Genomic DNA, 22,270 nt, shown 5'->3' with positions numbered 1-22,270 from the left:
CCCGTCCCGGACCTGGGCCGGTACGCTCCCCGCGTGACCGAGGTGGGGTACGCCGCGTCCAGGGACGGGACGGTCGTCGGCTACGAGACGATCGGCGAGGGACCGCCGATGGTGCTCGTGCACGGCGCGGCCGTCGACCGCCGCTGCTGGGCGCCGGTGCTGCCGCGGCTCGCCGAGCACTTCACGGTGCACGTGATGGACCGCCGGGGGCGGGGCCGCAGCGCCCGGGAGGGCGGCCCGTACGCCGTCGAGCGCGAGGGCGAGGACATCGCCGCGGTCGTCGAGGCGGCCGGACGGGACGTCTTCCTCGTCGGCCACTCCTACGGCGCGGTGTGCTCACTCCACGCGGCCATGGCGACGGACGCGATCGGGCGGCTGGTGCTGTACGAGCCGCCGATCACGACGCCCTGGCGCGAGGCCGCCTCCCCCGAACTGCTGGAGCGGCTCCGCGGGTTCGCCCGCGAGGAGGACTACGACCGGCTCCTGGAGACGGTGTTCCGCGACGTGATCGGCCTGTCGCAGCGGCAGGTGGACGCGCTGCGCGGAGCCCGCCGGTTCTGGGCGGCGTACCTGGGCAACGCGCCGCCGCTCGTCCGGGAGAGCGAGAGCGTGCCGCGGATCGAGGACTGCGCCCGGTTCGCCGGGATCGGCGTGCCCGTGCGGCTGCTGGTCGGGGAGGCGAGCCCGCCGTACCAGCGGCCGACGGCGGACGCGCTCGCCCGCGTCCTCCCCGGCGCCGAGGTCGTGGAGCTGCCGGGACAGGGCCACATGGCGATGGCGGCCGATCCGGACCTGTTCGCCAAGGCGCTGACGGCGTTCGCGGGGTGAGCGGTCATCCCTTCGTCGCGCCGGCGGTCAGGCCGCCGATCAGCTGGCGCTCGGCGACGGAGTAGAACGCGATCGCCGGGACCATCGCCAGCACGATGTAGGCGATGACGAGCGCGTAGTTCGTCGCGTACTGCCCCTGGAACTGCTGGATGCCGACGGGGATCGTCTGCCATTTCGGGGTCCCGAGCACGAGCAGCGGCAGCAGGAAGTTGTTCCAGCTCGTCACGATGGCGAGGACCGACACCGTGCCGAGCGCGGGCCGCGCCATCGGCAGCAGGATCCGCCAGAAGAACCCGAACCGGCTGCAGCCGTCGATGACGGCGGCCTCCTCCAGCTCGCCGGGGATCGTCCGGAAGAAGGACCGCAGGATGATGAGCGTCATCGGCAGCGCGAACGCGGCCTGCGGGAGGATCACCCCGAGCGGGTTGTCGAGCAGCCCGAACGAGCGCAGCAGGACGAACAGCGGCAGCACCGCCACCGCGGGCGGGAACATCAGGCCCGCCGCGAACAGCGTGAAGAAGAACTCGCGGCCGCGGAAGGCGTAGCGGGCGAACGCGAACGCGGCCAGCGCGGCGGCCGCCACGGTGATCAGCGTGGTGGCGACGGCGATCAGCACGCTGTTGCCGATCTGATGCCAGAACGTGCCGGACGTCAGGATGCCGGTGTAGTTCGACACCTTCCACGGGTGCGGGAGCCCGATGGGGTCGGTGGTGAGGTCGCCGGTGGTCTTGAACCCGGAGACGACGGCGTACAGGAGCGGGACGACGACGAAGGAGCCGAGCACCCACACCAGCACGTGGCGGGACAGGCCGCGGACGGCGGCCGCCCTCATCGCCGGCCTCCCGCCGAGGTGACCGCGCCCCGCAGGTCGCGGCGCAGCGCGAAGCGCTGGTACAGCAGGGAGAAGACCATGCTGATGAGGAACATCGCCACGCTGATCGCGCTCGCGTAGCCCATCTGGTACCGCTTGAAGCCGAACTGGAACATGGTGACGGCCATCGTCTCCGTGGAGTTGGTCGGCCCGCCGGTCGTGGTCACCCACACCAGGTCGAAGAGCTGGATCGAGCCGATGACGGACAGGAACACGCTGATCCGCAGGGTCGGCGCGAGCAGCGGCAGCGTGACGGCGCGGAACCGGCGCCACGGCCCGGCCCCGTCGATGGCGGCCGCCTCCAGCACCTCCGTGGGGACGCCCTGCAGCCCGGCGAGGTAGATCATCATGTGGAAGCCGAAGTACTTCCAGGTCATGACGGCGAACAGGGTGGGCAGCGCGGTGCCGGGATCGGAGAACCAGGTGCCGGCGAGGCCGCCGACCAGGGGCAGGCCGCCGACGACGTGGTCGGCGAGCCCGCCGCCGGGCAGGAAGATGATGCCGAACAGCACGCCGGCGATCACCTCGGACAGGATGTAGGGCGCGAAGAAGACCGCCCGGTACACCGCGCGGCCCCGCATCCGCTGGTTCAGCAGGACGGCGGTGCCGAGCGCGATCGGCAGCTGGACGGCCAGCGACAGCAGGACGATCAGCAGCCCGCGCCACAGGTCGCCGCGGAAGACCGGGTCGCCGGACAGCTTGCGGTAGTTGTCCAGGCCGACGAAGTCCTCGGGGCGCCCGAAGCCGCCCCACTTGAAGAAGCTCGTGTAGAGGGCGACGGCGATCGGGATGAGGACGAACAGGAAGAACAGCAGCAGGGCCGGCAGCAGGAACCAGCTGGTGGACGCCCAGCCGCGCAGCCGCCGTCCGAGCGGCGCCCGGGAGCCCCGCTCGGACGGGGTCCGGGCGGGGCGCCGCCGGTCCCCGGCCGCGGCGGGCAGCGTCAGGGGTTCGGTCATTGGCTCTTGGCCGCCTTGGTCACCTGCTGGGCGACCTGCTCGGGCGTCGCCTTGCCGCCGATGAGCGCGGCGACGCTGTCGTTGACCTGCTGCCCGACGGCCGGCGGGAACGCCTGGTCGAGGTACAGCTGGAATCCGGTGGAGGCGCCGAGCGCCTCGGCGACCTGCTTGCGGTTGGGGTCGGTGAGCTCGTTCTCGGCGCCCTTCACGACCGGCATGAAGGCGCCGGAGGAGACGAGTTCGTGCTCGTTCTGGGCGTTGAGGAGGAAGGCGAGGAAGTCGACGGCCTCCTTGGGCGCGTCCTTGCCGAGGGCATGGCCGTTGCCGCCGCCGAACACGTCGGTGAGGGCGCCCTGCCCGCCGTCGACGGCCGGGAACGGGAACCAGCCCTCGTCGTCGCCGAGGCCCTTGCCGGAGGCGTCCTTCTCCACCGACGGCGCCCACTGCCCCATCAGCTCCATGGCGGCCTTGCTCGCGCCGACGCTCGCCGCCTCCCCGCCGGGGGCGTCGAAGCCGGCGTTCTGGAAGCCGGGCTGGAAGGGCTGCAGGTCGACGAGCTCCTTGAGGCGCTGCCCGGCGCCGACGAACGCGGGCCCGGTGAAGTCGTTGGTCTTGGCGGCCTGCTCCATCGCGGACATGCCGCCGATGCGCATCGCGAGGTAGGCCCAGTAGTACATGCCGGGCCACTTGTCCTTGCCGGCGAGCGCGATGGGGACGATCCCGGCGGCCTTGAGCTTGCGGATGGCGTCCAGGAACTCCGCCCAGGTCTTCGGCGGTGCCTTGATGCCGGCCTTCGCGAAGTGCCGCTTGTTGTGCCAGAACCCGACCATGCCCATGTCGTACGGGACGGCGTAGGTCTTCCCGTCGAACTGGTAGGCCTTCAGCGACACCGGGGTGATGGTGTTCAGCAGGCCGGACGCGGAAGAGGTGAGGTCCTTGACGAGCCCGGCGTCGATCTGCTGCTTGAGGACGCCGCCGCCCCAGGTCACGAAGATGTCGGGCACCTTCCCGGAGGCGGTGAGCGCCGTCATCTTCGACTTGAACGCCTCGTTCTCCAGGTTGGTGAGCCTGATCTTGACGTCCGGGTGCGCGGCCTCGTACGCCTTGGCGATCTTCGGATAGATCGTCTTGGAGGGCTCGGTGGTGGCGATGTCCATCCATTCGATCGTGACCTTGCCGCCCGATCCGGAGCCGCCGTCGCCGCAGGCGGCGAGCAGCGGCGCGGCGGTGACCGCGGCCGCCCCTGCGGAGACTGCGGTCAGGAACGAGCGGCGCGACAGGTGGGGGTTGCCCATGGTGGTCTCCTGGATGGGGGGTGGGCGGCGGCCGGAGCGGAGGGCGTTCCGCTCGAAACATTTCGAAACTCTTCGAGGCTCCGTTGCCGTGGAACTCTAAGAACGCACTCCCCTGCGGTCAAGGCCTTCCGGGCACTTGACCGCCTCCAGTGCGCACTTACCGCGCCGGAAACCGCACCCAGAACGCCCGGATTACGTGGTCTCGGGGCTAGGAGAGCGCGAAACATTGCGATACTGTTCGCAATCGTTTCCTCGGGGAGGAGAGAAGCGTGCCCGTGCGCACCACCGACGAGATGCCGGATCCGCCGTCCCGGCCGACCCTGGCCGTCATCGCCGCCGAGGCGGGGGTCTCCACCGCGACGGTGTCCAAGGTCCTCAACGGCCGCACCGACGTGGCCGCCGCGACCCGCGAGCGGGTGGAGGCGCTGCTGCGCACCCACCACTACCCGGGTCCCGGCGGCGTCGCCCGGCGCACCCGCCGGTCCGGGCTGATCGACCTGGTGCTCGCCGGGCTGGACAGCCCGTGGGCGGTGGAGATCCTGCGCGGCGTCGAGGCCGAGTGCGCCGAGCACGGCACCGGCGTCGCGGTCTCGCTCGTCCGCGACGACGACGCCCGCCCGCCGAGCTGGCAGAACCTGCCCGCGCTGCACCACAGCGACGGCGTGATCCTCGTGACGTCCCGGATGACGCACCGCCAGCGCGCCCAGCTGGAGAAGGCGGGCGTCGGCCTGGTGCTGGTCGACCCGGTGAACCTGCCGGACACCGACATCGCCAGCGTCGGCGCCACCAACTGGGCCGGCGGGCTGGCCGCCACCGAGCACCTCATCGGGCTCGGCCACCGCCGCATCGGGATGATCGGCGGCCCCGCCGACATGCTCTGCACGCAGGCCCGCGTGGACGGCTACCGGACGGCGCTGGAGCGCGCCGGGATCGAGGTCGACAAGGACCTCGTCCGGTACGGCGACTTCCACCACCGGGGCGGCTTCGCCCGCAGCCGCGAGCTGCTGGAGCTGCCCGATCCGCCGACCGCGATCTTCGCCGGCAGCGACGAGCAGGCGATGGGCGCCTACCAGGCGGCCCGGCTCGCCGGCCTGCGCATCCCCGAGGACCTCAGCGTCGTCGGCTTCGACGACCTGCCGACCTGCGAGTGGCTGTCGCCGCCGCTGACGACCGTCCGGCAGCCGCTGGAGGAGATGGGCCGCGTCGCCGCCCGCACCCTGCTCCAGCTGCTGGACGGCCGCCCGCCGCTGACCCCGCGCGTGGAGCTGGCCACCGACCTGCGCGTCCGCGCGTCCACCGCCCCGCCCCCCACGGAGGAACGATGACCGAAGCCGTCCCGGCCGCGCGCGCGGCCGACGAACCGTGGCGGGACCGCGGGCTCCCGGCCGCCGCGCGGGTCGCCGACCTGCTGGCCCGGATGACGCCGGAGGAGAAGGCGGGCCAGCTCGCCGGCTTCTGGGCGATGCCCGCCGCGCCCGGCGAGCCCGTCGCCCCGATGGAGGACGACTCGCACGAGACCGCGCCGTCCCTGGAGGAGGTGGTCGGCCAGGGCCTCGGCCAGCTCACCCGCGTGTTCGGGACCGCGCCCGTCCCGGCGGGCGAGGGCGCCGCGCGGCTGCGCGAGCTGCAGCGCCGCGTCGCCGCCGGCAACCGGTTCGGCATCCCGGCGATCGCGCACGAGGAGTGCCTCAACGGCTTCATGGCCTGGGGCGCGACCATCTTCCCGAGCCCGCCCGCGTGGGGCGCCACGTTCGACGCCGCGCTGGTCGAGGAGATGGCCGCCGCGATCGGCTCGGGCATGCGGGCGGCGGGCGTCCACCAGGGCCTCGCGCCGGTGCTGGACGTCGTCCGCGACCCCCGCTGGGGCCGGACGGAGGAGTGCGTCGGCGAGGACCCGTATCTCGTCGGCGTCCTCGGCACCGCCTACGCGCGGGGGCTGGAACGGTCCGGCGTCGTCGCGACGCTCAAGCACTTCGCCGGCTACTCCGCGTCCCGCGGCGGCCGGAACATGGCGCCCGCGCCGATCGGGCCGCGCGAGCTCGCCGACATCGTCCTCGAACCCTTCGTCATGGCGCTGCGCGGGAGCGGCGCCCGGTCGGTCATGCACTCCTACACCGACGTGGACGGCATGCCCGCCGCCGCCGACGAGCGGCTCCTCACCGGCCTGCTCCGCGGCGAGCTCGGCTTCACCGGCGTCGTCGTCGCCGACTACTTCGGGATCTCCTTCCTGGAGACCCGCCACCACGTGGCCGGCTCGCGAGGCGAGGCCGCCGCCGCCGCGCTGCGCGCCGGCGTCGACATGGAGCTGCCGACCGTCCGCTGCTACGGCGCGCCGCTGATCGAGGAGGTCCGGCGCGGCGCCGTCCCCGCGGAGCTGCTCGACCGCGCCGCCGAACGCGTCCTGACGCTCAAGGCCGGCCTCGGCCTGCTGGACGGCCCGCCCGACCCCGCCGCCGCGACGGCGCCGGACCTCGACCCGCCCGCGCACCGGACGCTGGCACGGCGCGTCGCCGAGGAGTCGGTGGTGCTGCTCGCGAACGACGGCGTGCTGCCGCTGGCGCCCGGAGCGCGGGTCGCGCTCGTCGGCCCGCTGGCGGACGACCCGTACGCGATGCTGGGCGCCTACACCTTCCCCGGCCACGTCGGGCGCGCGCACCCGGAACTGCCGCTCGGCGTGGACGTCCCGACGCTGGCGGAGGCGCTCCGCGACGAGGGGGCCGACCTGCGGGTCGCCGCCGGCGGAGACGTGCTGGTGCCGGACGACGCCGACATCGCCGCCGCCGCCGAGGCCGCCCGGGACGCCGACGTGTGCGTCCTCGCGCTCGGCGACCGCGCCGGCATGTTCGGCCGCGGCACGTCCGGAGAGGGCAGCGACGCCCCGACCCTCGCGCTGCCGGGCCGGCAGGCCGACCTTGCCGCCGCCGTCCTGGACACCGGCACGCCGACCGTCGTCGTGCTGCTCACCGGCCGCCCCTACGCGCTGGAAGGCGTCGCCGGCCGCGCCGCCGCGATCGTCCAGGCGTTCTTCCCCGGGCAGGAGGGCGGCCCGGCGGTCGCCGGGGTGCTGACCGGGCGGGTCGAGCCGTCCGGGCGGCTGCCGCTCAGCGTGCCGCTCGGCGCGTCCGGCCCGTCCGTCCCCTACCTGCGCTCGGCGATGGACGGCGCACACGACTGGAGCACCGTCGACCCGGCCCCGCTGTACCCGTTCGGGCACGGCCTGACCTGGACGCGGTTCGAGTACGCGGACCTGCGGGCGGACGAGCGGGCGGGCACCGACGGGACGGTCACGGTCAGCGCGGTCGTCCGCAACGCCGGGGACCGCGCGGGCACCGAAGTCGTCCAGCTGTACCTGTCGGACCCCGTCGCGTCGGTGGTGCGGCCGACGCACTGGCTCGCCGGGTTCGCCCGGATCCGGCTGGAGCCGGGCGAGGCGGCCCGCGTCGCGTTCGAGGTGCACGCCGACCGGACCTCGTTCACCGGCCCGGACCTGCGGCGCATCGTCGAGCCGGGGGTCGTCGAGGTCGCGGTGGGGCCGTCCAGCGCCGACCTGCCGCTGCGCGGCTCGTTCACGCTGGACGGCCCGGTCCGCGAACCCGGACAGGACCGCGTCCTGACCGTCCCGGTGCGGGTGGTGCGGCTGTGAGGCGGTTCCGCAATCCCGTGCTGCCGGGGTGCCATCCCGACCCGTCGATCTGCCGCGTCGGCGACGACTTCTACCTCGTGACGTCGACGTTCGAGTGGTTCCCCGGCCTGCCGATCCACCACAGCCGCGACCTGGTGCACTGGCGGCCGGTCGGGCATGCGCTCGACCGGCCGGAGCAGCTCCCCCTGGACGGCGTCCCGGCGTCGGGCGGCCTGTACGCGCCCACGCTCCGGTACCACGACGGCACCTTCTACCTGATCTGCACGCTCGTGGAGGGCACCCAGTGGTCGGGCCACTTCGTGATGACGGCCGACGACCCGACCGGGCCGTGGTCGGACGCGGTGCGGCTGGACGGCGACGGCATCGACCCGTCGCTGTTCTTCGACGACGACGGCCGCGCGTGGTGCACCGGCACCCGGCCGACCGGCCGGTACGAGGGGCACACCGAGATTTGGCTGCGCGAGTTCGACCCGGCGTCCCTCTCCCTCACCGGCGAGGAGCACGTGATCTGGGACGGGGCGCTGAAGGGCGCGATCTGGTCGGAGGGCTCCCACCTTTACCGGATCGGCGGACGGTACTACCTGCTGACGGCCGAGGGCGGCACCGCGATGGACCACGCGGTGGTGATCGCGCGGGCCGATCACGTCACCGGCCCCTACGAGGGCAACCCCCGCAACCCGGTGCTGACCCATCGCGACCTCGGCACCGGCCACCCGATCGTCGGGGTCGGGCACGCCGACCTGGTGGAGACGCCGGGCGGCGAGTGGTGGATGGTCCTGCTCGCCATGCGACCGCACCACGGGGACCGCTGCGCGCTCGGCCGGGAGACGTTCCTGGCCCCGGTCACCTGGGAGGACGGCTGGCCGGTCACCGGCGGGCGGGTCGAGGAGCAGCCCCCCGTGCCGTCGCTGCCGGAGCACCCGTGGCCGGCCGTCCCGGCGTGCGACCAGTTCGATGGGCCCGAGCTCGGCCCGTCCTGGACCATGCTGCGGACCCCGCGCGAACGGTGGTGGAGCTTGTCGGACCGCCCCGGACATCTGCGGCTGCGCCTGCGTCCCGAGGGGCTCGCCGACGTCGCCAATCCGTCCTTCGTCGGACGGCGGCAGCAGCACCAGGCGTTCGCCGCCTTCACCGCCCTGGATTTCGCACCCGCCGATGACGAGGAGGCAGGGCTCGCGCTCGTGCAGAACGACGGCTTCCACGTCGTGCTGGCCGTGACGGGCGACGGGCTGCGGCTGGCCAAGCGCGAGCGGGGCGCCATGACCGTCCTGGCCGAGGCTCCGTCCGTGCCGGGGGTCGTCGGGCTCGGGTTCGAGGCCCACGGCCGCTGGTACCAGGCGTCCTACTCGCCACGGCCGGGGCACTGGGCGCCGCTGGGCGACCCCGTCGACGGCGACCTGCTGACCAGCCAGGTCGCCGGCGGTTTCACCGGCGTCCTCGTCGGCCCCTACGCCACCTCCAACGGACGGGCCAGCGCGAACCACGCCGACTTCGGCTGGTTCGAGTACCTCCCGCTCTAGAGCAGGAGCGCCGGGTCGGCGATCACACGCTCGATGACCAGGCCGGCGGCGCCGAGGACGGCGGCGCCCTCGGCCAGGCCGGACACCTCGACGGGCGGGGCGCCGCGGCGCAGCGTTCCCGGCCCGGCGGCGAGGACGGCCTCCAGCGGCGGGCGGATCCACTCGGCGAGCGGCGAGAAGACCCCGCCGAGGACGATCGCGTCCGGGTCGAAGAGGTTCACGACGGAGGCGAGCGCGCCGCCGAGCGCGCGGCCCGCGCGGTCCACCGCGGCGAGCGCGGCGGCGTCGCCGGCGTTCAGCCGGTCGAGGAGCGCGCCGACCGAGCCGTCCGGGCCGGTGACCGTCCTGGCCTGCGGGATCCCGGCGGCGCGCAGCATCGCCTCCTGCCCGGCGATCTGCTCCAGGCAGCCCCGGCCGCCGCACGAGCAGGCCGGCCCGGACGGGTCGGCGACCAGATGCCCGAGCTCGCCGGCGAAGCCGTGCGCGCCGCGGAAGACCCGGCCGCCGACGACGATGCCGGCGCCGATCCCGATCTCGCCGGAGACGTGCACGAAGTCGCCGAGCCGCGCGCCGCCGCCGAACCACAGCTCGCCGAGCGCGGCGAGGTTCGCCTCGTTGTCGTACTCGGCGGGCAGCGGTGCGGCGCCGGCCGGCAGGGCGACGGGGACGTCCGTCCAGCCGAGGTTGGGTGCGTGCCGGACGACGCCGTGCTCGCGGTCGAGCAGGCCGGGCAGCGCGACGGCGGCGCCGGCGACCGCGAGGCCCTGGCCCGCGACGGCGGCGACGGCCTCCCCGGCGAGCGCCGACAGCGCGGCGAGGACGGCGGCGGGCGGGCGGCCGCGGTTGTCGGCGCTGACCACGTGCCGGTACCGGACCTGCTTGCCGAGGTCCAGGACGCAGGCGGCGAGGTAGTCGACGTTGACCTCCAGGCCGAGCCCGGCGGCGCCGTCCCCGGCGATCGACACGCCGACGCCGGGCCGGCCCCGCTCCCCCTCGTGGACGGGCGCGCCGTCGCGGACGAGGCCCGCGCCCTCCAGCAGGCCGACGAGGTTGGAGACCGTGGTCTTGGTGAAGCCGGTCAGCTCGGCGAGCCGGGCCCGGGTGACGGGCTGGTGCCGGGCGACGTGCTCCAGCACGACGGCGAGGTTGCGACCGCGCATCGTCGCGTGCCGGACGGGGGCGTTCCCGGACTTCGTCATGAACCCACCCTAATTCAATCCGGTGTCTGGGCAGGGCCCAGGTCATCTGCTAGTTTCTTTAGTCCAAAGTCTTTACGAAAGAGGGCGGATGGCCGAGACCCTGGTGGCGGGCGTCGATTCGTCGACGCAGTCGACGAAGGTCGTGCTCTGCCGCGCCGAGGACGGCGCCGTCGTCGCGCGGGCCTCCGCGCCGCACCCCGACGGCACCGAATGCCACCCCCGGCACTGGTGGGACGCGCTGTCCCAGGTCCGCGAGGTGCTCGAACGCGCCGACGCGGTCGCCGTCGCGGCCCAGCAGCACGGCATGGTCGCGCTCGACGGCGCCGGCGAGGTCGTGCGGCCCGCGCTGCTGTGGAACGACACCCGCTCGGCGCCGCAGGCCCGCGCCCTGGTCGCCGAGCACGGCGGCCCGAAGGCGTGGGCGGAGCGCACCGGCAGCGTGCCGCTCGCCTCGTTCACCGTCGGCAAACTGCGCTGGATGGCCGAGCACGAGCCGGACAACGCCCGCCGCACCGAGCGGGTGATGCTGCCGCACGACTGGCTGACGTGGCGGCTCGGCGCGACCGAACCGGTCACCGACCGGGGCGACGCGTCCGGCACCGGCTACTGGTCCCCCGCGACCGGCGCCTACCTCCCCGACCTGCTGCGCGCCGCGCTCGGCCACGACGCCGCGCCGCCTCGCGTCGCCGGTCCCGGCGAGACGGTCGGCGAGACGTCCTGGGGCGCGGCGATCGGGCCGGGCACCGGCGACAACATGGGCGCCGCGCTCGGCCTCGGGCTGGAGCCGGGCGACGTCGTGGTGTCGATCGGCACGTCCGGGACGGCGTTCGCCGTCGCGGACTCCGCCGCCGCCGACCCGTCCGGCCTGGTCGCCGGGTTCGCCGACGCGACCGGCCGGTTCCTGCCGCTCGTCTGCACGCTGAACGCGGCCCGGATCCTGTCGGCCGCCGCGTCCATGACCGGCGCGGGCCTGGACGAGCTGTCGGCGCTCGCGCTCGCCGCGGAGCCGGGCGCGGGCGGCCTGACGCTGCTGCCCTACCTCGACGGCGAGCGCACCCCGGACCGGCCGGACGCGACCGGCGTCCTCGCAGGGCTGACCACGTCGAACGCCACGCGCGAGAACATCGCGCGGGCGGCGGTGGAGGCGCTGCTGTGCTCCCTCGCCGACGCGGTCGGCCATCTCGCCGCGCAGGGCGTGACGCCGCGCCGCACCCTGCTCATCGGCGGCGGCGCCCGCTCGGAGGCCGTCCGCGCGCTTGCCCCGGCGATCCTGGGTACGCCGGTCACGGTGCCGGAACCCGCCGAGTACGTCGCCCTCGGCGCCGCCCGCCAGGCGGCGTGGGCGCTGGCCGGGACGCCGGAACCACCGCACTGGCCCGCGCCGCCCGCCACCGGGCACACCATCGACCACGCGGCGGACGCGGAGCGGATCCGCGCGCGCTACGCCGCGCTGCGCGACACCGCCCCGCAGATCTGAGAGGAATTCCCATGAGCGACTACACGCCCGTACCGGAAGACCGGTTCTCGTTCGGCATCTGGACGGTCGGCTGGCAGGGCGTCGACGTGTTCGGCCCCGGCACCCGGCCGCCGATGGCCGCCGACCGCGCCGTCCGCGAGCTCGCCGAGATCGGCGCCTACGGCGTCAACTTCCACGACAACGACGTGTTCGACTTCGACGCCTCGCCGGCCGAGCGCCAGGAGAAGATCGACGCGTTCAAGAAGGCCCTGGACGAGACGGGCCTGGTCGTGACCACCGCGACCACCAACCTGTTCTCCCACCCGGTCTTCAAGGACGGCGCGTTCACCGCCAACGACCGCGAGGTCCGCCGGTTCGCGCTGCGCAAGGTCATGGACAACCTCGACCTCGCGGCCGAGCTGGGCGCGAAGACCTACGTGTGCTGGGGCGGCCGGGAGGGCGCCGAGTCGGGCGCCGCCAAGGACGTCCGCGCCGCGTTGGACCGTTACAAGGAGGCGTTCGACGTCCTCGGCGACTACGTCGCCGACCAGGGCTACGACCTGCGCTTCGCCATCGAGCCGAAGCCGAACGAGCCGCGCGGCGACATCCTGCTGCCGACCATCGGCCACGCGCTCGCGTTCATCCAGACGCTGGAGTACTCCCAGAACGTCGGCCTCAACCCCGAGGTCGGCCACGAGGAGATGGCCGGCCTCAACTACGCGCACGGCCTCGCGCAGGCGCTGTGGCAGGGCAAGCTGTTCCACATCGACCTGAACGGCCAGCACGGCCCCCGCTACGACCAGGACCTGCGGTTCGGCGCCGGCAACGCGCGCGGCGCGTTCTGGGTCGTCGACCTCATCGAGAACAGCGACTACAGCGGCCCGGTCCACTTCGACTTCAAGCCGCCGCGCACCGAGGACGACGAGGGCGTCTGGGAGTCGGCGAAGGCCTGCATGCGCAACTGGCTGATCCTGCGCGAGAAGGTCCGCGCCTTCCGCGCCGACCCCGAGGTGCAGGAGGCCCTGCGCGTCGCGAAGCTCGACGAGCTGGCCGTCCCGACCCTCGCCGACGGCGAGGACTGGCGCGCCGTCCGCGAGGCGTCCCCCGACATCGAGGCGCTCGCCGCCCGCGGCGGCGCCTTCGAGCGCCTCGACCAGCTCGCCCTGGAGCACCTCTACGGCGTCCGGTAAAGGCGGCACCCAGGGCACGCCCGCCGACCGACAGGCCGTTTCACGCCAGGCGTGAAACGGCCTGTCGGTCGTTGACGGGGATTCCAGGGGGCGCCCTCCGGGCCGGCACAGCCCCCTGGGTCACACCGCCGCTGGGTCACACCGCCGCCAGCGCCTCGGTGGGGGCGAGGCGGGCCGCCCGGATCGCCGGGTAGAGGCCTGCCACGGCGCCTATCAGGAGGGTGGCGAGCACGCCGCCCGCCATCGCCCAGACCGGGACGACCGTCGGCCATCCCTGCGTCGCCGCGAACACGGCGGTGACGGCGATACCGAGGGCGACGCCGCCGACGCCGCCGAGGCCGGCGAGCAGCTGCGACTCGGTGAGGAACTGGAGCCGGATCTGGCCGCGGGTGGCGCCGAGGGAGCGGCGCAGCCCGATCTCGGCGCGGCGCTCCAGCACGGAGATCACCATGGTGTTGGCGACGCCGACGCCGCCGACCAGCAGCGCGACGCCGCCGAGGCCGAGCAGCAGCGCGGTGAACGTCTCGTCCGTGGCGTTCTCGGCGGCGAGCGCGTCGGACGGGCGGGCGACCTCGACCTCGGTGGGCGATTCGGGGTCGGCGGTGGCGGCCAGCAGGTTCCGGGCCCGCACCACCGCGTCCTTGCGGGCGCGGGCGTAGAGGGTGGTGGGGTGCCCGTCGAAGCCGAGGTGGGCGGCCGCGGCGTCCCAGCCGACGAGCGCGGCGCTGTCCAGTTCGGGGGCGAGCGGGTCCGGGGCCAGGATCCCGACGACGGTGAACCACTGCGAGCCGAGCCAGACCTGGACGTTCGGCGTGGAGATCCCGAGCGCCGCGGCGGCGTCCGAGCCGAGGACCACCGCGGGGTAGCGGGCCGTGCCGGCGTTCAGCCAGGTGCCCGCGGCCATGGTGAGGCCGACGGTGCGGGGCAGGTCGAGGCGGGCGGCGAGCACCGAGATGCCGCCGGTCTGGCCCTGGGGGATGTGGTCGTTGCGGAAGACGTCGGCGTCCTCCAGCTTGCCGGTGGCGGACGCCGACTCGACGTCGCGCATCCGCCCGACCATGCCGGTCGCCTCCGCGGGCAGCTCGCTGTCCGCGCCGAACAGGTCCTTGCCGGGCGCGACGGTCAGCAGGTTGGTGCCGAGCTCGTCCAGGGTGGCCTGGAGCTGGGCGCGGCTGGAGGTGGAGATGCCGACCACGGCGATCATGGCGGCGATGCCGATCGCGATGCCGAGGGCGGACAGGAACACCCGCATGGGGCGGGCGCGGAGCCCGGCGGCGCCGACGCGCACGACGTCGGCCGGGCCGAGGCGCGCGGGGACGTCGCCGCTCCTCGGCGGCGGTGCGGTGAGGGTCATCGCGCCGCCTCCAGTCCGGCGTCGTCGTGGACGATCCGCCCGTCGCGCATCCGGACCTGGCGGGGCATCGCCGCGGCGATGTCGCGGTCATGGGTGATGAGGACGACCGTGGTGCCGCCGCCCGCCAGCTCGTGCAGCAGGCCGAGCACGCCGGCGCCGGACGCCGAGTCCAGCGCGCCGGTCGGCTCGTCGGCCAGCAGCAGCGCCGGCTCCCCGACGACGGCGCGGGCGATCGCGACCCGCTGCTTCTCGCCCCCGGACAGCTGGTGCGGCCGGTGGCCCAGACGGTGCCCGAGGCCGACGCTCTCCAGCGCCCGGCGCGCCCTGCGGCGCCGCTGCGCGAGCGGCACGCCCCCGTAGAGCAGGCCGTCGGCGACGTTGTCGAGCGCGCTGACCCCGGCCGCGAGATGGAACTGCTGGAACACGAACCCGATGCGGCGGGCGCGCAGCGCCGACAGGCGGCGGTCGCTCATCGAGGACGCGTCCCGGCCTTCCACCAGCACGGTCCCGGTGCTCGGCCGGTCGAGGGTGCCGAGCAGATGCAGCATCGTCGACTTGCCGGAACCGGACGGGCCGGCGATCGCCATGAGCTCGCCCTTCCCCACGGTGACCGACACCGCGTCCAGCGCGGTGACGCCGCCCGGGTAGGTCTTGGTGACCTCGCGCAGCTCCACGACCGGCGTCATGAGGGCACCCCCACCTTCATGCCCTCCGACAGGCCGGATCCGGAGACCTCGACCTTGCCGTCGGTGAACACGCCGGTCTCCACCGCGACGGTGCGGACCGTCCCGTTCTGGACGACCTGCACCGCGTACCCGCCGTCGCCCTCCGCCAGCAGCGCGGCGATCGGCACGGCCAGCACGTTCGGATGCCTGCCGGCGATGAGGTTCACGCTTACGGGCGCCTTGTCGTAGGAGCCGAGCGAGCGCCGGCTCTGGAGGGCGATGGTGAGGTGGACGGTGGAGGGGTCGTCGCCCTGCCCCTGGGTGGCGACCTTCCCGACCGAGCTGATCGTGCCCTTCGTCGTGCTGTCGTCGGGCAGCACCACCTCGACCTGGGCGCCCTTCCTGACCAGCCGCTGGTACTGCACGTCCAGCTCGACGCCCACCACCCGGGTGGTTCCGGTGCAGGTCAGCACCGGTCCGCCGAGCTTGTCGCCGACCTGCGCCTTGTGGTCGGCGACGCGGATCCGGCCGGACGCGACGACCGCGGCCCCGGGCGCGATCGTCCCCGTCTCGTCCACCCCGAGGTCGTCCTGCCACTGCTTCACGGCCGCCGCGGTCGCGGAGCTGTAGGTCTTGTCGACGGTGAACCCGGTGTAGCCGAGCGCGGCGAGGTTCTTCTCGAACTGCAGGACGTCGGCGCCCTTCGTCCCCTCGGAGAGGGTGCGGTAGAGGGGCAGCTTCCCGTACAGCAGCGGCACGGGCTCGTTGTCGACCCGGTACACCGGCTGCCCGCGCGTGACCACGGCCCCTTCGCCGGCCAGCCAGGTCAGCGTTCCGCGGCCCGCGGCGGACATGGTGCGGGACGTGCCGTAGCCGAGCGTCCCGTCCACCTTCTGGGTCTCGACGAGGGTCGTCCGCTCGACCGCCGCGGTCGCGGGCGGCAGCGTGCTGTGCGCGGCCGACGGGCCGTCGCCGCCGCCCAGCCCGGCGGCGGCGAGGCCGGCGCCGCCGACCACCACGACGCCCGCCGCGCCGAGCGCGGCCGTGCGCCTCCGACTCACTTCCCGCCTCCGCCGGAGAGCCTGGGGGCGCCCTTGCGGCCGCCCGGCTGGTACTTCTGGCACGCCTTGTCGGCGGCCTTGAAGGTCTGGCTCTGCGGGTCGATCCCCGTCCCCTCGCCGGCCTCGATCTGCATGCCGCCGTCGGGCTTCGGGTCGGGGAACGCGGTGATGCCGTGGTCGCGCATGCACTTGGAGTAGGCGCGCATCTTGGCCAGCTCCGCCGTGGACGGCTTCTGCGGTTTGCCGCCGTTCGGCATGAGGTGCGCGCACTTCTTCTGCGCCGCCTCGATCTTCGGATCGGTGTGCTCCGGGCCGCCGCGCGCCGAGGGCTGCGCGCTCGCCCGGATCTCGACCCGGCCGTCCTTCGGGTCCTGCATGTCGACGCCGTTGTCGCGCATGCACTGGGCGAACTTGCGCATCTTGGCCTCGTCGCTCGCGGTCTTGGACGCGCCGGTGCCGCCGCCGTCCCCGCCGCCGCATCCCTGGAGCCCCAGGGCGAGGGCGGGCACCAGGGCCAGCATCGCGAGCGTGTTCCGTCTCATCGGTCGGTCTCCTCCGGCCGCCGGGCGGACGCCGGCGGGCGAGCGCAAGTCCAGCGTCCGGCGGGTAACCCCGCCGTAACCGGAACGCGTTATGCCGGCGTTACGCCCGATGGCGGAGGCTGGGCGCCGACGGTCCGGGCCGAGGTTGAGGACGGCAGAGGTGCGCGTATTGATCGCCGAGGACGAGCGGATGCTCGCCGACTCGATCGCCGAGGGCCTGCGGGCCGAGGCGCTGGCGGTGGACGTGGTGTACGACGGGGACGCCGCGCTGGAACGGCTCGGCGTCAACGACTACGACGTCCTCGTCCTGGACCGGGACCTGCCGGTGGTGCACGGCGACGACGTGTGCCGCGCCGTGGTGGAGTCGGGCGCGCTGGTGCGGGTGCTGATGCTCACCGCCGCCGCGGCCGTCCCGGCGCGCGTCGACGGCCTGCGGATCGGCGCGGACGACTACCTGACGAAGCCGTTCGCGTTCGAGGAGCTGGTCGCGCGGATCCTGGCGCTCGGCCGGCGGGCCCGCCCGGCGGCGCCGCCCGCGCTGGAGCGCGCGGGCATCCGGCTGGACCCGTCCCGCCAGGAGGTCGTGCGGGACGGCCGGTACGTGCGGCTGGCCCGCAAGGAGTTCGGGCTGCTCGCCGAGCTGCTGCGCGCCGACGGGACGATCGTGTCGGCGGAGCGGCTGCTGGAGAAGGTGTGGGACGAGCACACCGACCCGTTCACCAACACCGTCCGGGTGACGCTGATGAAGCTGCGCCGCAAACTCGGCGAACCGCAGGTCATCGAGACCGTGCCGGGAGCGGGGTACCGGATCCCGTGAACCGCCTCGCCGAACGCGTCCGCCCCACCATCCGGATGCGCCTCACCCTGCTCTACACCGGCCTGTTCCTCGGCGCCGGCATCGTCCTGCTCGGGCTGACGTACCTGCTGGTGCAGAACAACCTCGCGCAGGCCGGCCCCAAGGAGATCAGCGGCTCCACGCAGGGCGGCCCCAGCGACCGGGTCTACACACAGGCGCCGGCCGGCGCGGCCGCCGTCCCCGAGACCGGCAAGAAGATCACGCCGGGCGAGATGCAGGGCGTGCTGATCAGGGCGAAGCGGGACTACAAGGCCGACACGCTGAACGCGCTGCTGACGCAGGGCGGGATCGCGCTCGGGCTGGTCGGCGCGGCCGGGCTCGGGTTCGGCTGGCTGCTGGCCGACCGCGCGCTGCGCCCCGTCCACAAGATCACCGAGACGGCGGGGCGGGTGGCGCGCAGCCACGACCTCACCGAGCGGATCGGCTACGAGGGGCCCCGCGACGACGTCAAGGAGCTGGCGGACGCCTTCGACACCATGCTCGGCCGCCTCGCCCGCGCGTTCGACGGGCAGCGCCGGTTCGTCGCGAACGCCTCGCACGAGCTGCGCACCCCGCTCGCCATCAACCGGACGCTGGTGGACGTGGCGCTCCGCCGCCCGGACGCGACCGGCGACGTCAAGCGGCTCGGCGAGTCGCTGCTGGTCGTCAACACCCGGCACGAGCGGCTGATCGACGGGCTGCTCACACTCGCCGGGACGGAGAACGCCGTGGCCGGCACCGACCCGCTGGACCTGGCGGACGTCGCCGGGCACGTCCTGGACCAGGCCGCGCCGGAGGCCCGCGGGCACGGGGTCACCGCGGACCGGCGGCTCGGCCCCGCGCCGACCACGGGTGACCCGGTCCTGGTGGAGCGGCTCGTGCAGAACCTCGTGGAGAACGCGATCCGGCACAACCGCGAGGGCGGTGAGCTGTGGGTGTCGACGCGCGGCCGGGACGGCTGGGCCGAGGTGCGGGTCGCCAACACCGGGCCCGCCGTGCCGGCCTACGAGATAGAGACGATCTTCGAGCCGTTCCGCCGGCTGGGCAACGACCGGGTGCGCTCGGACCGCGGGTCGGGGCTCGGCCTGTCGATCGTCCGCGCGATCGCGGGCGCGCACGGCGGGACGGTGACGGCGGAGCCGCGGGCCGGCGGGGGCCTCGTCGTCACCGCCCGGCTGCCGTCCCGCATACCCGGGCCGCCACCGGCCCGCGGCGTCCATGCCGTCCGCGAGGACGAGGCGGTGTCTCACTCGCGCGGGTGAGGTGCGCGGCGGCCCCGGTCCCCGACACTGGCGGCATGCGCGACGCGAGGACCGCCGACCGGGCGGTGGCCGCCGCCGTCACCGCCGCGACCGTGGCGCCGGCGCTGTGGGCGGCGCGGCCGTGGTGGGTGGTGGCGCTGGCGCTGCTCGCGTCCGTCCCGGTGCTGTGGCGGCGCCGCGCCCCGCTGTGCGTCGGCATCGTCGTGGGCCTCGCGATGACCGCGCTGGTCGTGTGGCAGAAGCCGCTGCTGCTGCCGTGGGGGCCGCTCGTGGCCGTCTACACGATCGCCGCGCTGGGCCGGCCGCTGCTGCGGCTGCTGTCGGTCCCCCTGCTGACCGCCTCCGTCTACGCCTCGATCGTGCTGCCGGGCGAGGACTCCGACGTGTACCCGCTGCTCGGCACCGCCTTCACCGCCGCGTTCGCGCTCGGGACGGTCGAGCAGGCCCGCCGCGCGCAGGCCGCCGAGCACGCCGAGCGGACGCGCCGGCTGGAGCAGGAGGGGGCGATGGCCGCCACCGCCGAGCGGGCCCGCATCGCCCGCGACATGCACGACGTCCTCACCCATTCCGTCGGGCTGATGGTGGTGCAGGCCGAGGCGGCGCCGCTCGCCGGCCCGGACCGGGCGGACGAGGCGTTCGGGCGGATCGCGGATACCGGACGCGGCGCGCTGGCCCAGCTGCGCACCATCCTGGACGCGCTGCGCGACGACGCGGCGGCGCCCAGCAGCGCGCAACCGGGTCTGGCGACGCTGCCCGACCTCGTGCGCGACTGCGGGCTGCCGGCCGCGCTGACCGTGGACGGCGAGCCGCGCCCGATCGCGCCGGACGCCGGCGTCGCCGCGTACCGGATCGTGCAGGAGGCGCTCACCAACGTCCGCAAGCACGCCGGTCCGGTGGCCGCCGTGACCGTGGCGGTGCGCTGGCGGGACGCGCTGGAGATCGAGATCGCCGACGACGGCCGGGGCGGCGAGCCCGCCGCGTCCGGGCACGGTCTCGCCGGGATGCGCGAGCGCGCGGCCGCCTGCGGCGGCGCCGTGCGGACCGGACCGGGCCCGCGCGGATTCACCGTTCTGGCCCGGCTTCCGGTTGAATGAGCCCGTGACGGACGATCCGGCGCTGCGCGTTCTCGTCGCCGACGACCAGGACCTCTTCCGCGCCGCGTTCACGATGATCCTGGACGCGCAGCCGGACATGACCGTCGTCGGTGAGGCGACGGACGGCGCCGCCGCCGTCCGCGCCGCCGGGGAGCTGCGCCCTGACGTCGTCGTGATGGACGTGCGGATGCCCGTGATGAACGGGATCGAGGCGACGGAGCGGATCTGCGCCACGCTGCCCGCCAAGGTGCTCGTGCTGACGATGTTCGACACCGACGAGCACGTCTACGACGCGCTGCGGGCGGGCGCGGGCGGCTTCCTGCTGAAGGACATCCGGCGCGACGAGCTGGCGGACGCCGTCCGGGTCGTCGCCGCCGGGGACGCGCTGCTCGCGCCGGCGGTGACGCGGCGGCTGGTCGAGGACCTGGTGCGGCGGCCCGGCCACGGCGTCGTCCCGCGGCTCGCGGCGCGGCTCGCCGGGCTGACCGAGCGGGAGGCCGCGACGCTGCGGCAGGTGGCGCGGGGCCGGTCCAACGCGGAGATCGCCGGGGCGATGGTCGTCAGCGAGCACACCGTCAAGACGCACGTCAGCCATGTCCTGGGCAAGCTCGGGCTGCGGGACCGGGTGCAGGCGGTCGTGTTCGCCTACGAGTCCGGGCTGGTCGTCCCGGGCGACCCCGCGGACTGATACCCGCGGGAGTGAGGCGCGGATTCCCTCGTCCCGGCGACGCGGCGCGGGGCCCGCGCGGCCGAGGCTCGCTCCATGACCGTCATCGTCTCGACACTGCTGTCGTCCGTCCTGCTGCTGTTCGGCACCGGGCTGCATCCCGTGGCCTGGCTCACCTGGCTCGGCCCGCTGCCCGTCCTGTGGCTCGCGCCGCGGGTCGGCGGACGGGCCGCGTTCGCCGCCGCGTCCGTCGCCTGGCTCGCCGGGCAGAGCCGGATGTGGCCCTACTACCTCGGCACCCTGGAGATGCCGCCGCCTGCGGCGGCCGGGATCATCGTCGGCACCGCGCTGGTGTTCGGCCTGCTCGTGCTGGCCTTCCGGCGGCTGCTGCTGCGCGGCTTCCCGCTCGTCGCCGCGCTGACCGTCCCGGCGGGCTGGGCGGCGCTGGAGTACGCGCTGTCCCTGGCGGCGCCGCACGGCGCGTGGCTGAGCCTGGCCTACACGCAGGCGGACGTCCCGCCGGTCGTGCAGACCGCGTCGCTGACCGGCCCGTGGGGGATCACGTTCCTCGTCATGGGCGTCCCCGCGGCCGTGGCGGCGGCCGCCGCGCCCGGCGCCGCGCGGCGGTGGCGGGTGCTGCTCGCCGCCGCGCTCGTCCTCGTCCTGCCGCTGGCCTACGGCGGCTGGCGGCTCCGGCAGCCCCACGACCCCTCGCGGGCGACCGTCACGCTGCTCGACACCGACCGTCCCGACGACACGATCGACCTCGCGACACCGCAGGGCCGCGACCTGCTGAGCCGCTACCTCGCCGCGATCCGCGCGACGGCGCCCGCCGGCACGGTCGTCCTGCCGGAGAAGACGTTCGCGGCGGACGAGTCGACCCTTCCCGCGCTCACCGGGCCGCTGGCGCGGCTCGCCGCCGAACGCCACGAGGACATCGTCGCCGGGCTCGTCCTGACGACCGAGGGGACGGCGCGCAACGCCGCGCTCGGGATCCGCGCGGACGGCGGCCCGCCCGCCCTGTACTTCAAGCACCACATGATCCCCGGGCTGGAGGACGGCCTCACTCCGGGCTCCGATCTCGCGTTCCTCTCCCCCGGCCGCGGCCTCGCCATCTGCAAGGACCTGGACTTCCCGGGCCTCGTCCGCGCCTACCGGGCCCGCGGCGCGACGGTGCTGTACGCGCCCGCCTGGGACTTCACCGGCGACGGCCGGCTGCACGGGCGGATGGCGCTCGTCCGCGGCGTCGAGAGCGGGCTGACCGTCGCACGGGCGGCCCGCGCGGGGACGCTCCTGGTCAGCGACCCCTACGGCCGGGTGCTCGCCGAACGCGCCACCGGCGGGCCCGGGTTCACCTCCGTCACCGCGGCGCTCCCCGCACGCGGCGTCCGGACCGTCTACTCCCGCTTCGGCGACTGGTTCGCCTGGCTCTGCGTGCTGCTGCTCGCCGCCGGCCTCTCCGGGACGAGCCTCATGTACCGCAGGTGCGCCGCCGACGCGGCGACGGCGACCACCGACCCGATGACGGCGTAGCCGGCCAGCACTCCCAGCGCGTGCGCCGTCGCATGGCCCGAGAAGTAGACGGTGTTGCGGACCGCGGTCGTCCCCGCGCCCGTGGGCAGCCACTCCCCGATGGCCCGCCAGAACGCCGGCAGCAGGGTCATCGGGTAGGCGCCGCCGGCGCTCGGGTTGCCGAGCACGACGAACACCAGGATCGCCAACCCGACGCCGAGCATCCCGAGCAGGATCTGGAACGCGACGGTCGTGGCGGCGGCGGCCATGACGACCAGCGCGCCGATGCCCCACAGGGCCCAGAAGTGCCCGTCCAG

19 protein-coding genes are annotated in these 22,270 nt (G+C 74.7%); 11 read left to right on the top strand and 8 right to left on the bottom strand.

The window, feature by feature from the left end:
- Positions 1–33 precede the first annotated feature (33 nt).
- On the top strand, positions 34–828 hold the full coding sequence (locus tag ACA514_RS07790) for an alpha/beta fold hydrolase (protein WP_375040337.1): 795 nt from the start codon (positions 34–36) through the stop codon (positions 826–828).
- 4 nt (positions 829–832) lie between these two features.
- Here ACA514_RS07790 and ACA514_RS07785 read toward each other — a convergent pair whose 3' ends face one another.
- The 3 genes from ACA514_RS07785 to ACA514_RS07775 are packed head-to-tail and all read right to left on the bottom strand — an operon-like array spanning position 833 to position 3,953.
- The gene (locus ACA514_RS07785; protein ID WP_375040336.1) at positions 833–1,660 is read right to left on the bottom strand and encodes a carbohydrate ABC transporter permease; all 828 of its coding nucleotides are present in this window, start codon (positions 1,658–1,660) and stop codon (positions 833–835) included.
- On the bottom strand, positions 1,657–2,658 hold the full coding sequence (locus tag ACA514_RS07780) for a carbohydrate ABC transporter permease (protein ID WP_375040335.1): 1,002 nt from the start codon (positions 2,656–2,658) through the stop codon (positions 1,657–1,659). Before ACA514_RS07780 ends, ACA514_RS07785 begins: the two co-directional genes overlap by 4 nt.
- Positions 2,655–3,953: an extracellular solute-binding protein gene (locus tag ACA514_RS07775; protein WP_375040334.1), complete on the bottom strand. Its 1,299-nt coding sequence runs from the start codon at positions 3,951–3,953 to the stop codon at positions 2,655–2,657. The genes ACA514_RS07780 and ACA514_RS07775 overlap by 4 nt, the downstream gene beginning before the upstream one ends.
- A 293-nt stretch (positions 3,954–4,246) precedes the next feature.
- Between ACA514_RS07775 and ACA514_RS07770 the strand changes: the two genes are divergently transcribed.
- From ACA514_RS07770 to ACA514_RS07760, 3 genes are read left to right on the top strand one after another with little or no spacing between them, the layout of a single operon-like run.
- The gene (locus ACA514_RS07770; protein ID WP_375040689.1) at positions 4,247–5,278 is read left to right on the top strand and encodes a LacI family DNA-binding transcriptional regulator; all 1,032 of its coding nucleotides are present in this window, start codon (positions 4,247–4,249) and stop codon (positions 5,276–5,278) included.
- On the top strand, positions 5,275–7,596 hold the full coding sequence (locus tag ACA514_RS07765) for a beta-glucosidase (protein ID WP_375040333.1): 2,322 nt from the start codon (positions 5,275–5,277) through the stop codon (positions 7,594–7,596). Before ACA514_RS07770 ends, ACA514_RS07765 begins: the two co-directional genes overlap by 4 nt.
- Positions 7,593–9,116, top strand: a complete 1,524-nt coding sequence (locus ACA514_RS07760; RefSeq protein WP_375040332.1) for a glycoside hydrolase family 43 protein — start codon at positions 7,593–7,595, stop codon at positions 9,114–9,116. The genes ACA514_RS07765 and ACA514_RS07760 overlap by 4 nt, the downstream gene beginning before the upstream one ends.
- Here the strand turns inward: ACA514_RS07760 and ACA514_RS07755 are convergent.
- On the bottom strand, positions 9,113–10,315 hold the full coding sequence (locus tag ACA514_RS07755; RefSeq protein ID WP_375040331.1) for an ROK family protein: 1,203 nt from the start codon (positions 10,313–10,315) through the stop codon (positions 9,113–9,115). The genes ACA514_RS07760 and ACA514_RS07755 overlap by 4 nt on opposite strands.
- Positions 10,316–10,403: 88 nt before the next feature.
- On the opposite strand from ACA514_RS07755, the gene xylB reads away from it, so the two are divergent.
- Both xylB and xylA read left to right on the top strand, forming a co-directional pair.
- Positions 10,404–11,792, top strand: coding sequence for a xylulokinase (gene xylB, locus ACA514_RS07750; RefSeq protein WP_375040330.1), 1,389 nt, complete (start codon positions 10,404–10,406; stop codon positions 11,790–11,792).
- An 11-nt stretch (positions 11,793–11,803) separates the two neighbouring features.
- Entirely contained in the window at positions 11,804–12,961 is a 1,158-nt protein-coding gene (gene xylA, locus ACA514_RS07745; protein ID WP_375040329.1) for a xylose isomerase, read from the top strand.
- A 136-nt stretch (positions 12,962–13,097) separates the two neighbouring features.
- Here xylA and ACA514_RS07740 read toward each other — a convergent pair whose 3' ends face one another.
- From ACA514_RS07740 to ACA514_RS07725, 4 genes are read right to left on the bottom strand one after another with little or no spacing between them, the layout of a single operon-like run.
- Positions 13,098–14,315, bottom strand: a complete 1,218-nt coding sequence (locus tag ACA514_RS07740) for an ABC transporter permease (RefSeq protein WP_375040328.1) — start codon at positions 14,313–14,315, stop codon at positions 13,098–13,100.
- Positions 14,312–15,001 carry an ABC transporter ATP-binding protein gene (locus ACA514_RS07735; RefSeq protein ID WP_375040327.1) on the bottom strand — a complete coding sequence of 230 codons (690 nt, stop codon included), beginning with the start codon at positions 14,999–15,001 and terminating at the stop codon, positions 14,312–14,314. The genes ACA514_RS07740 and ACA514_RS07735 overlap by 4 nt, the downstream gene beginning before the upstream one ends.
- The gene (locus tag ACA514_RS07730; RefSeq protein ID WP_375040326.1) at positions 14,998–16,041 is read right to left on the bottom strand and encodes a peptidoglycan-binding protein; all 1,044 of its coding nucleotides are present in this window, start codon (positions 16,039–16,041) and stop codon (positions 14,998–15,000) included. The genes ACA514_RS07735 and ACA514_RS07730 overlap by 4 nt, the downstream gene beginning before the upstream one ends.
- Entirely contained in the window at positions 16,038–16,583 is a 546-nt protein-coding gene (locus tag ACA514_RS07725; RefSeq protein ID WP_375040325.1) for a hypothetical protein, read from the bottom strand. Before ACA514_RS07725 ends, ACA514_RS07730 begins: the two co-directional genes overlap by 4 nt.
- Before the next feature lie 160 nt (positions 16,584–16,743).
- Here ACA514_RS07725 and ACA514_RS07720 point away from each other — a divergent pair, with 160 nt between their 5' ends.
- From ACA514_RS07720 to ACA514_RS07700, 5 genes are all read left to right on the top strand, one after another.
- Positions 16,744–17,400, top strand: a complete 657-nt coding sequence (locus tag ACA514_RS07720; protein WP_375040324.1) for a response regulator transcription factor — start codon at positions 16,744–16,746, stop codon at positions 17,398–17,400.
- Positions 17,397–18,680 carry a sensor histidine kinase gene (locus ACA514_RS07715; RefSeq protein WP_375040323.1) on the top strand — a complete coding sequence of 428 codons (1,284 nt, stop codon included), beginning with the start codon at positions 17,397–17,399 and terminating at the stop codon, positions 18,678–18,680. Before ACA514_RS07720 ends, ACA514_RS07715 begins: the two co-directional genes overlap by 4 nt.
- 35 nt (positions 18,681–18,715) lie before the next feature.
- Entirely contained in the window at positions 18,716–19,774 is a 1,059-nt protein-coding gene (locus tag ACA514_RS07710; RefSeq protein WP_375040322.1) for a sensor histidine kinase, read from the top strand.
- 4 nt (positions 19,775–19,778) lie between these two features.
- Complete coding sequence (locus ACA514_RS07705; RefSeq protein WP_375040321.1) at positions 19,779–20,462, top strand: response regulator; 684 nt, start codon at positions 19,779–19,781, stop codon at positions 20,460–20,462.
- Between the two features lie 75 nt (positions 20,463–20,537).
- Positions 20,538–21,974 (top strand): nitrilase-related carbon-nitrogen hydrolase, encoded by a 1,437-nt coding sequence (locus tag ACA514_RS07700; RefSeq protein WP_375040320.1) that lies wholly within the window; start codon positions 20,538–20,540, stop codon positions 21,972–21,974.
- Positions 21,975–22,270: the final 296 nt, after the last annotated feature.

It is taken from the genome of Actinomadura sp. NTSP31, assembly GCF_041951385.1.
Classification (GTDB): domain Bacteria; phylum Actinomycetota; class Actinomycetes; order Streptosporangiales; family Streptosporangiaceae; genus Spirillospora; species Spirillospora napierensis.
This window is presented reverse-complemented; position numbering and strand designations above follow the sequence as displayed.

Coding starts and splice junctions, on each gene's coding strand:
- xylA (WP_375040329.1), top strand. CDS start 11,804: ATGAGCGACTACACGCCCGTACCGGAAGACCGGTTCTCGTTCGGCATC.
- ACA514_RS07755 (WP_375040331.1), bottom strand. CDS start 10,315: ATGACGAAGTCCGGGAACGCCCCCGTCCGGCACGCGACGATGCGCGGT.
- ACA514_RS07725 (WP_375040325.1), bottom strand. CDS start 16,583: ATGAGACGGAACACGCTCGCGATGCTGGCCCTGGTGCCCGCCCTCGCC.
- ACA514_RS07770 (WP_375040689.1), top strand. CDS start 4,247: ATGCCGGATCCGCCGTCCCGGCCGACCCTGGCCGTCATCGCCGCCGAG.
- ACA514_RS07710 (WP_375040322.1), top strand. CDS start 18,716: ATGCGCGACGCGAGGACCGCCGACCGGGCGGTGGCCGCCGCCGTCACC.
- ACA514_RS07780 (WP_375040335.1), bottom strand. CDS start 2,658: ATGACCGAACCCCTGACGCTGCCCGCCGCGGCCGGGGACCGGCGGCGC.
- ACA514_RS07775 (WP_375040334.1), bottom strand. CDS start 3,953: ATGGGCAACCCCCACCTGTCGCGCCGCTCGTTCCTGACCGCAGTCTCC.
- ACA514_RS07765 (WP_375040333.1), top strand. CDS start 5,275: ATGACCGAAGCCGTCCCGGCCGCGCGCGCGGCCGACGAACCGTGGCGG.
- xylB (WP_375040330.1), top strand. CDS start 10,404: ATGGCCGAGACCCTGGTGGCGGGCGTCGATTCGTCGACGCAGTCGACG.
- ACA514_RS07740 (WP_375040328.1), bottom strand. CDS start 14,315: ATGACCCTCACCGCACCGCCGCCGAGGAGCGGCGACGTCCCCGCGCGC.
- ACA514_RS07735 (WP_375040327.1), bottom strand. CDS start 15,001: ATGACGCCGGTCGTGGAGCTGCGCGAGGTCACCAAGACCTACCCGGGC.
- ACA514_RS07785 (WP_375040336.1), bottom strand. CDS start 1,660: ATGAGGGCGGCCGCCGTCCGCGGCCTGTCCCGCCACGTGCTGGTGTGG.
- ACA514_RS07700 (WP_375040320.1), top strand. CDS start 20,538: ATGACCGTCATCGTCTCGACACTGCTGTCGTCCGTCCTGCTGCTGTTC.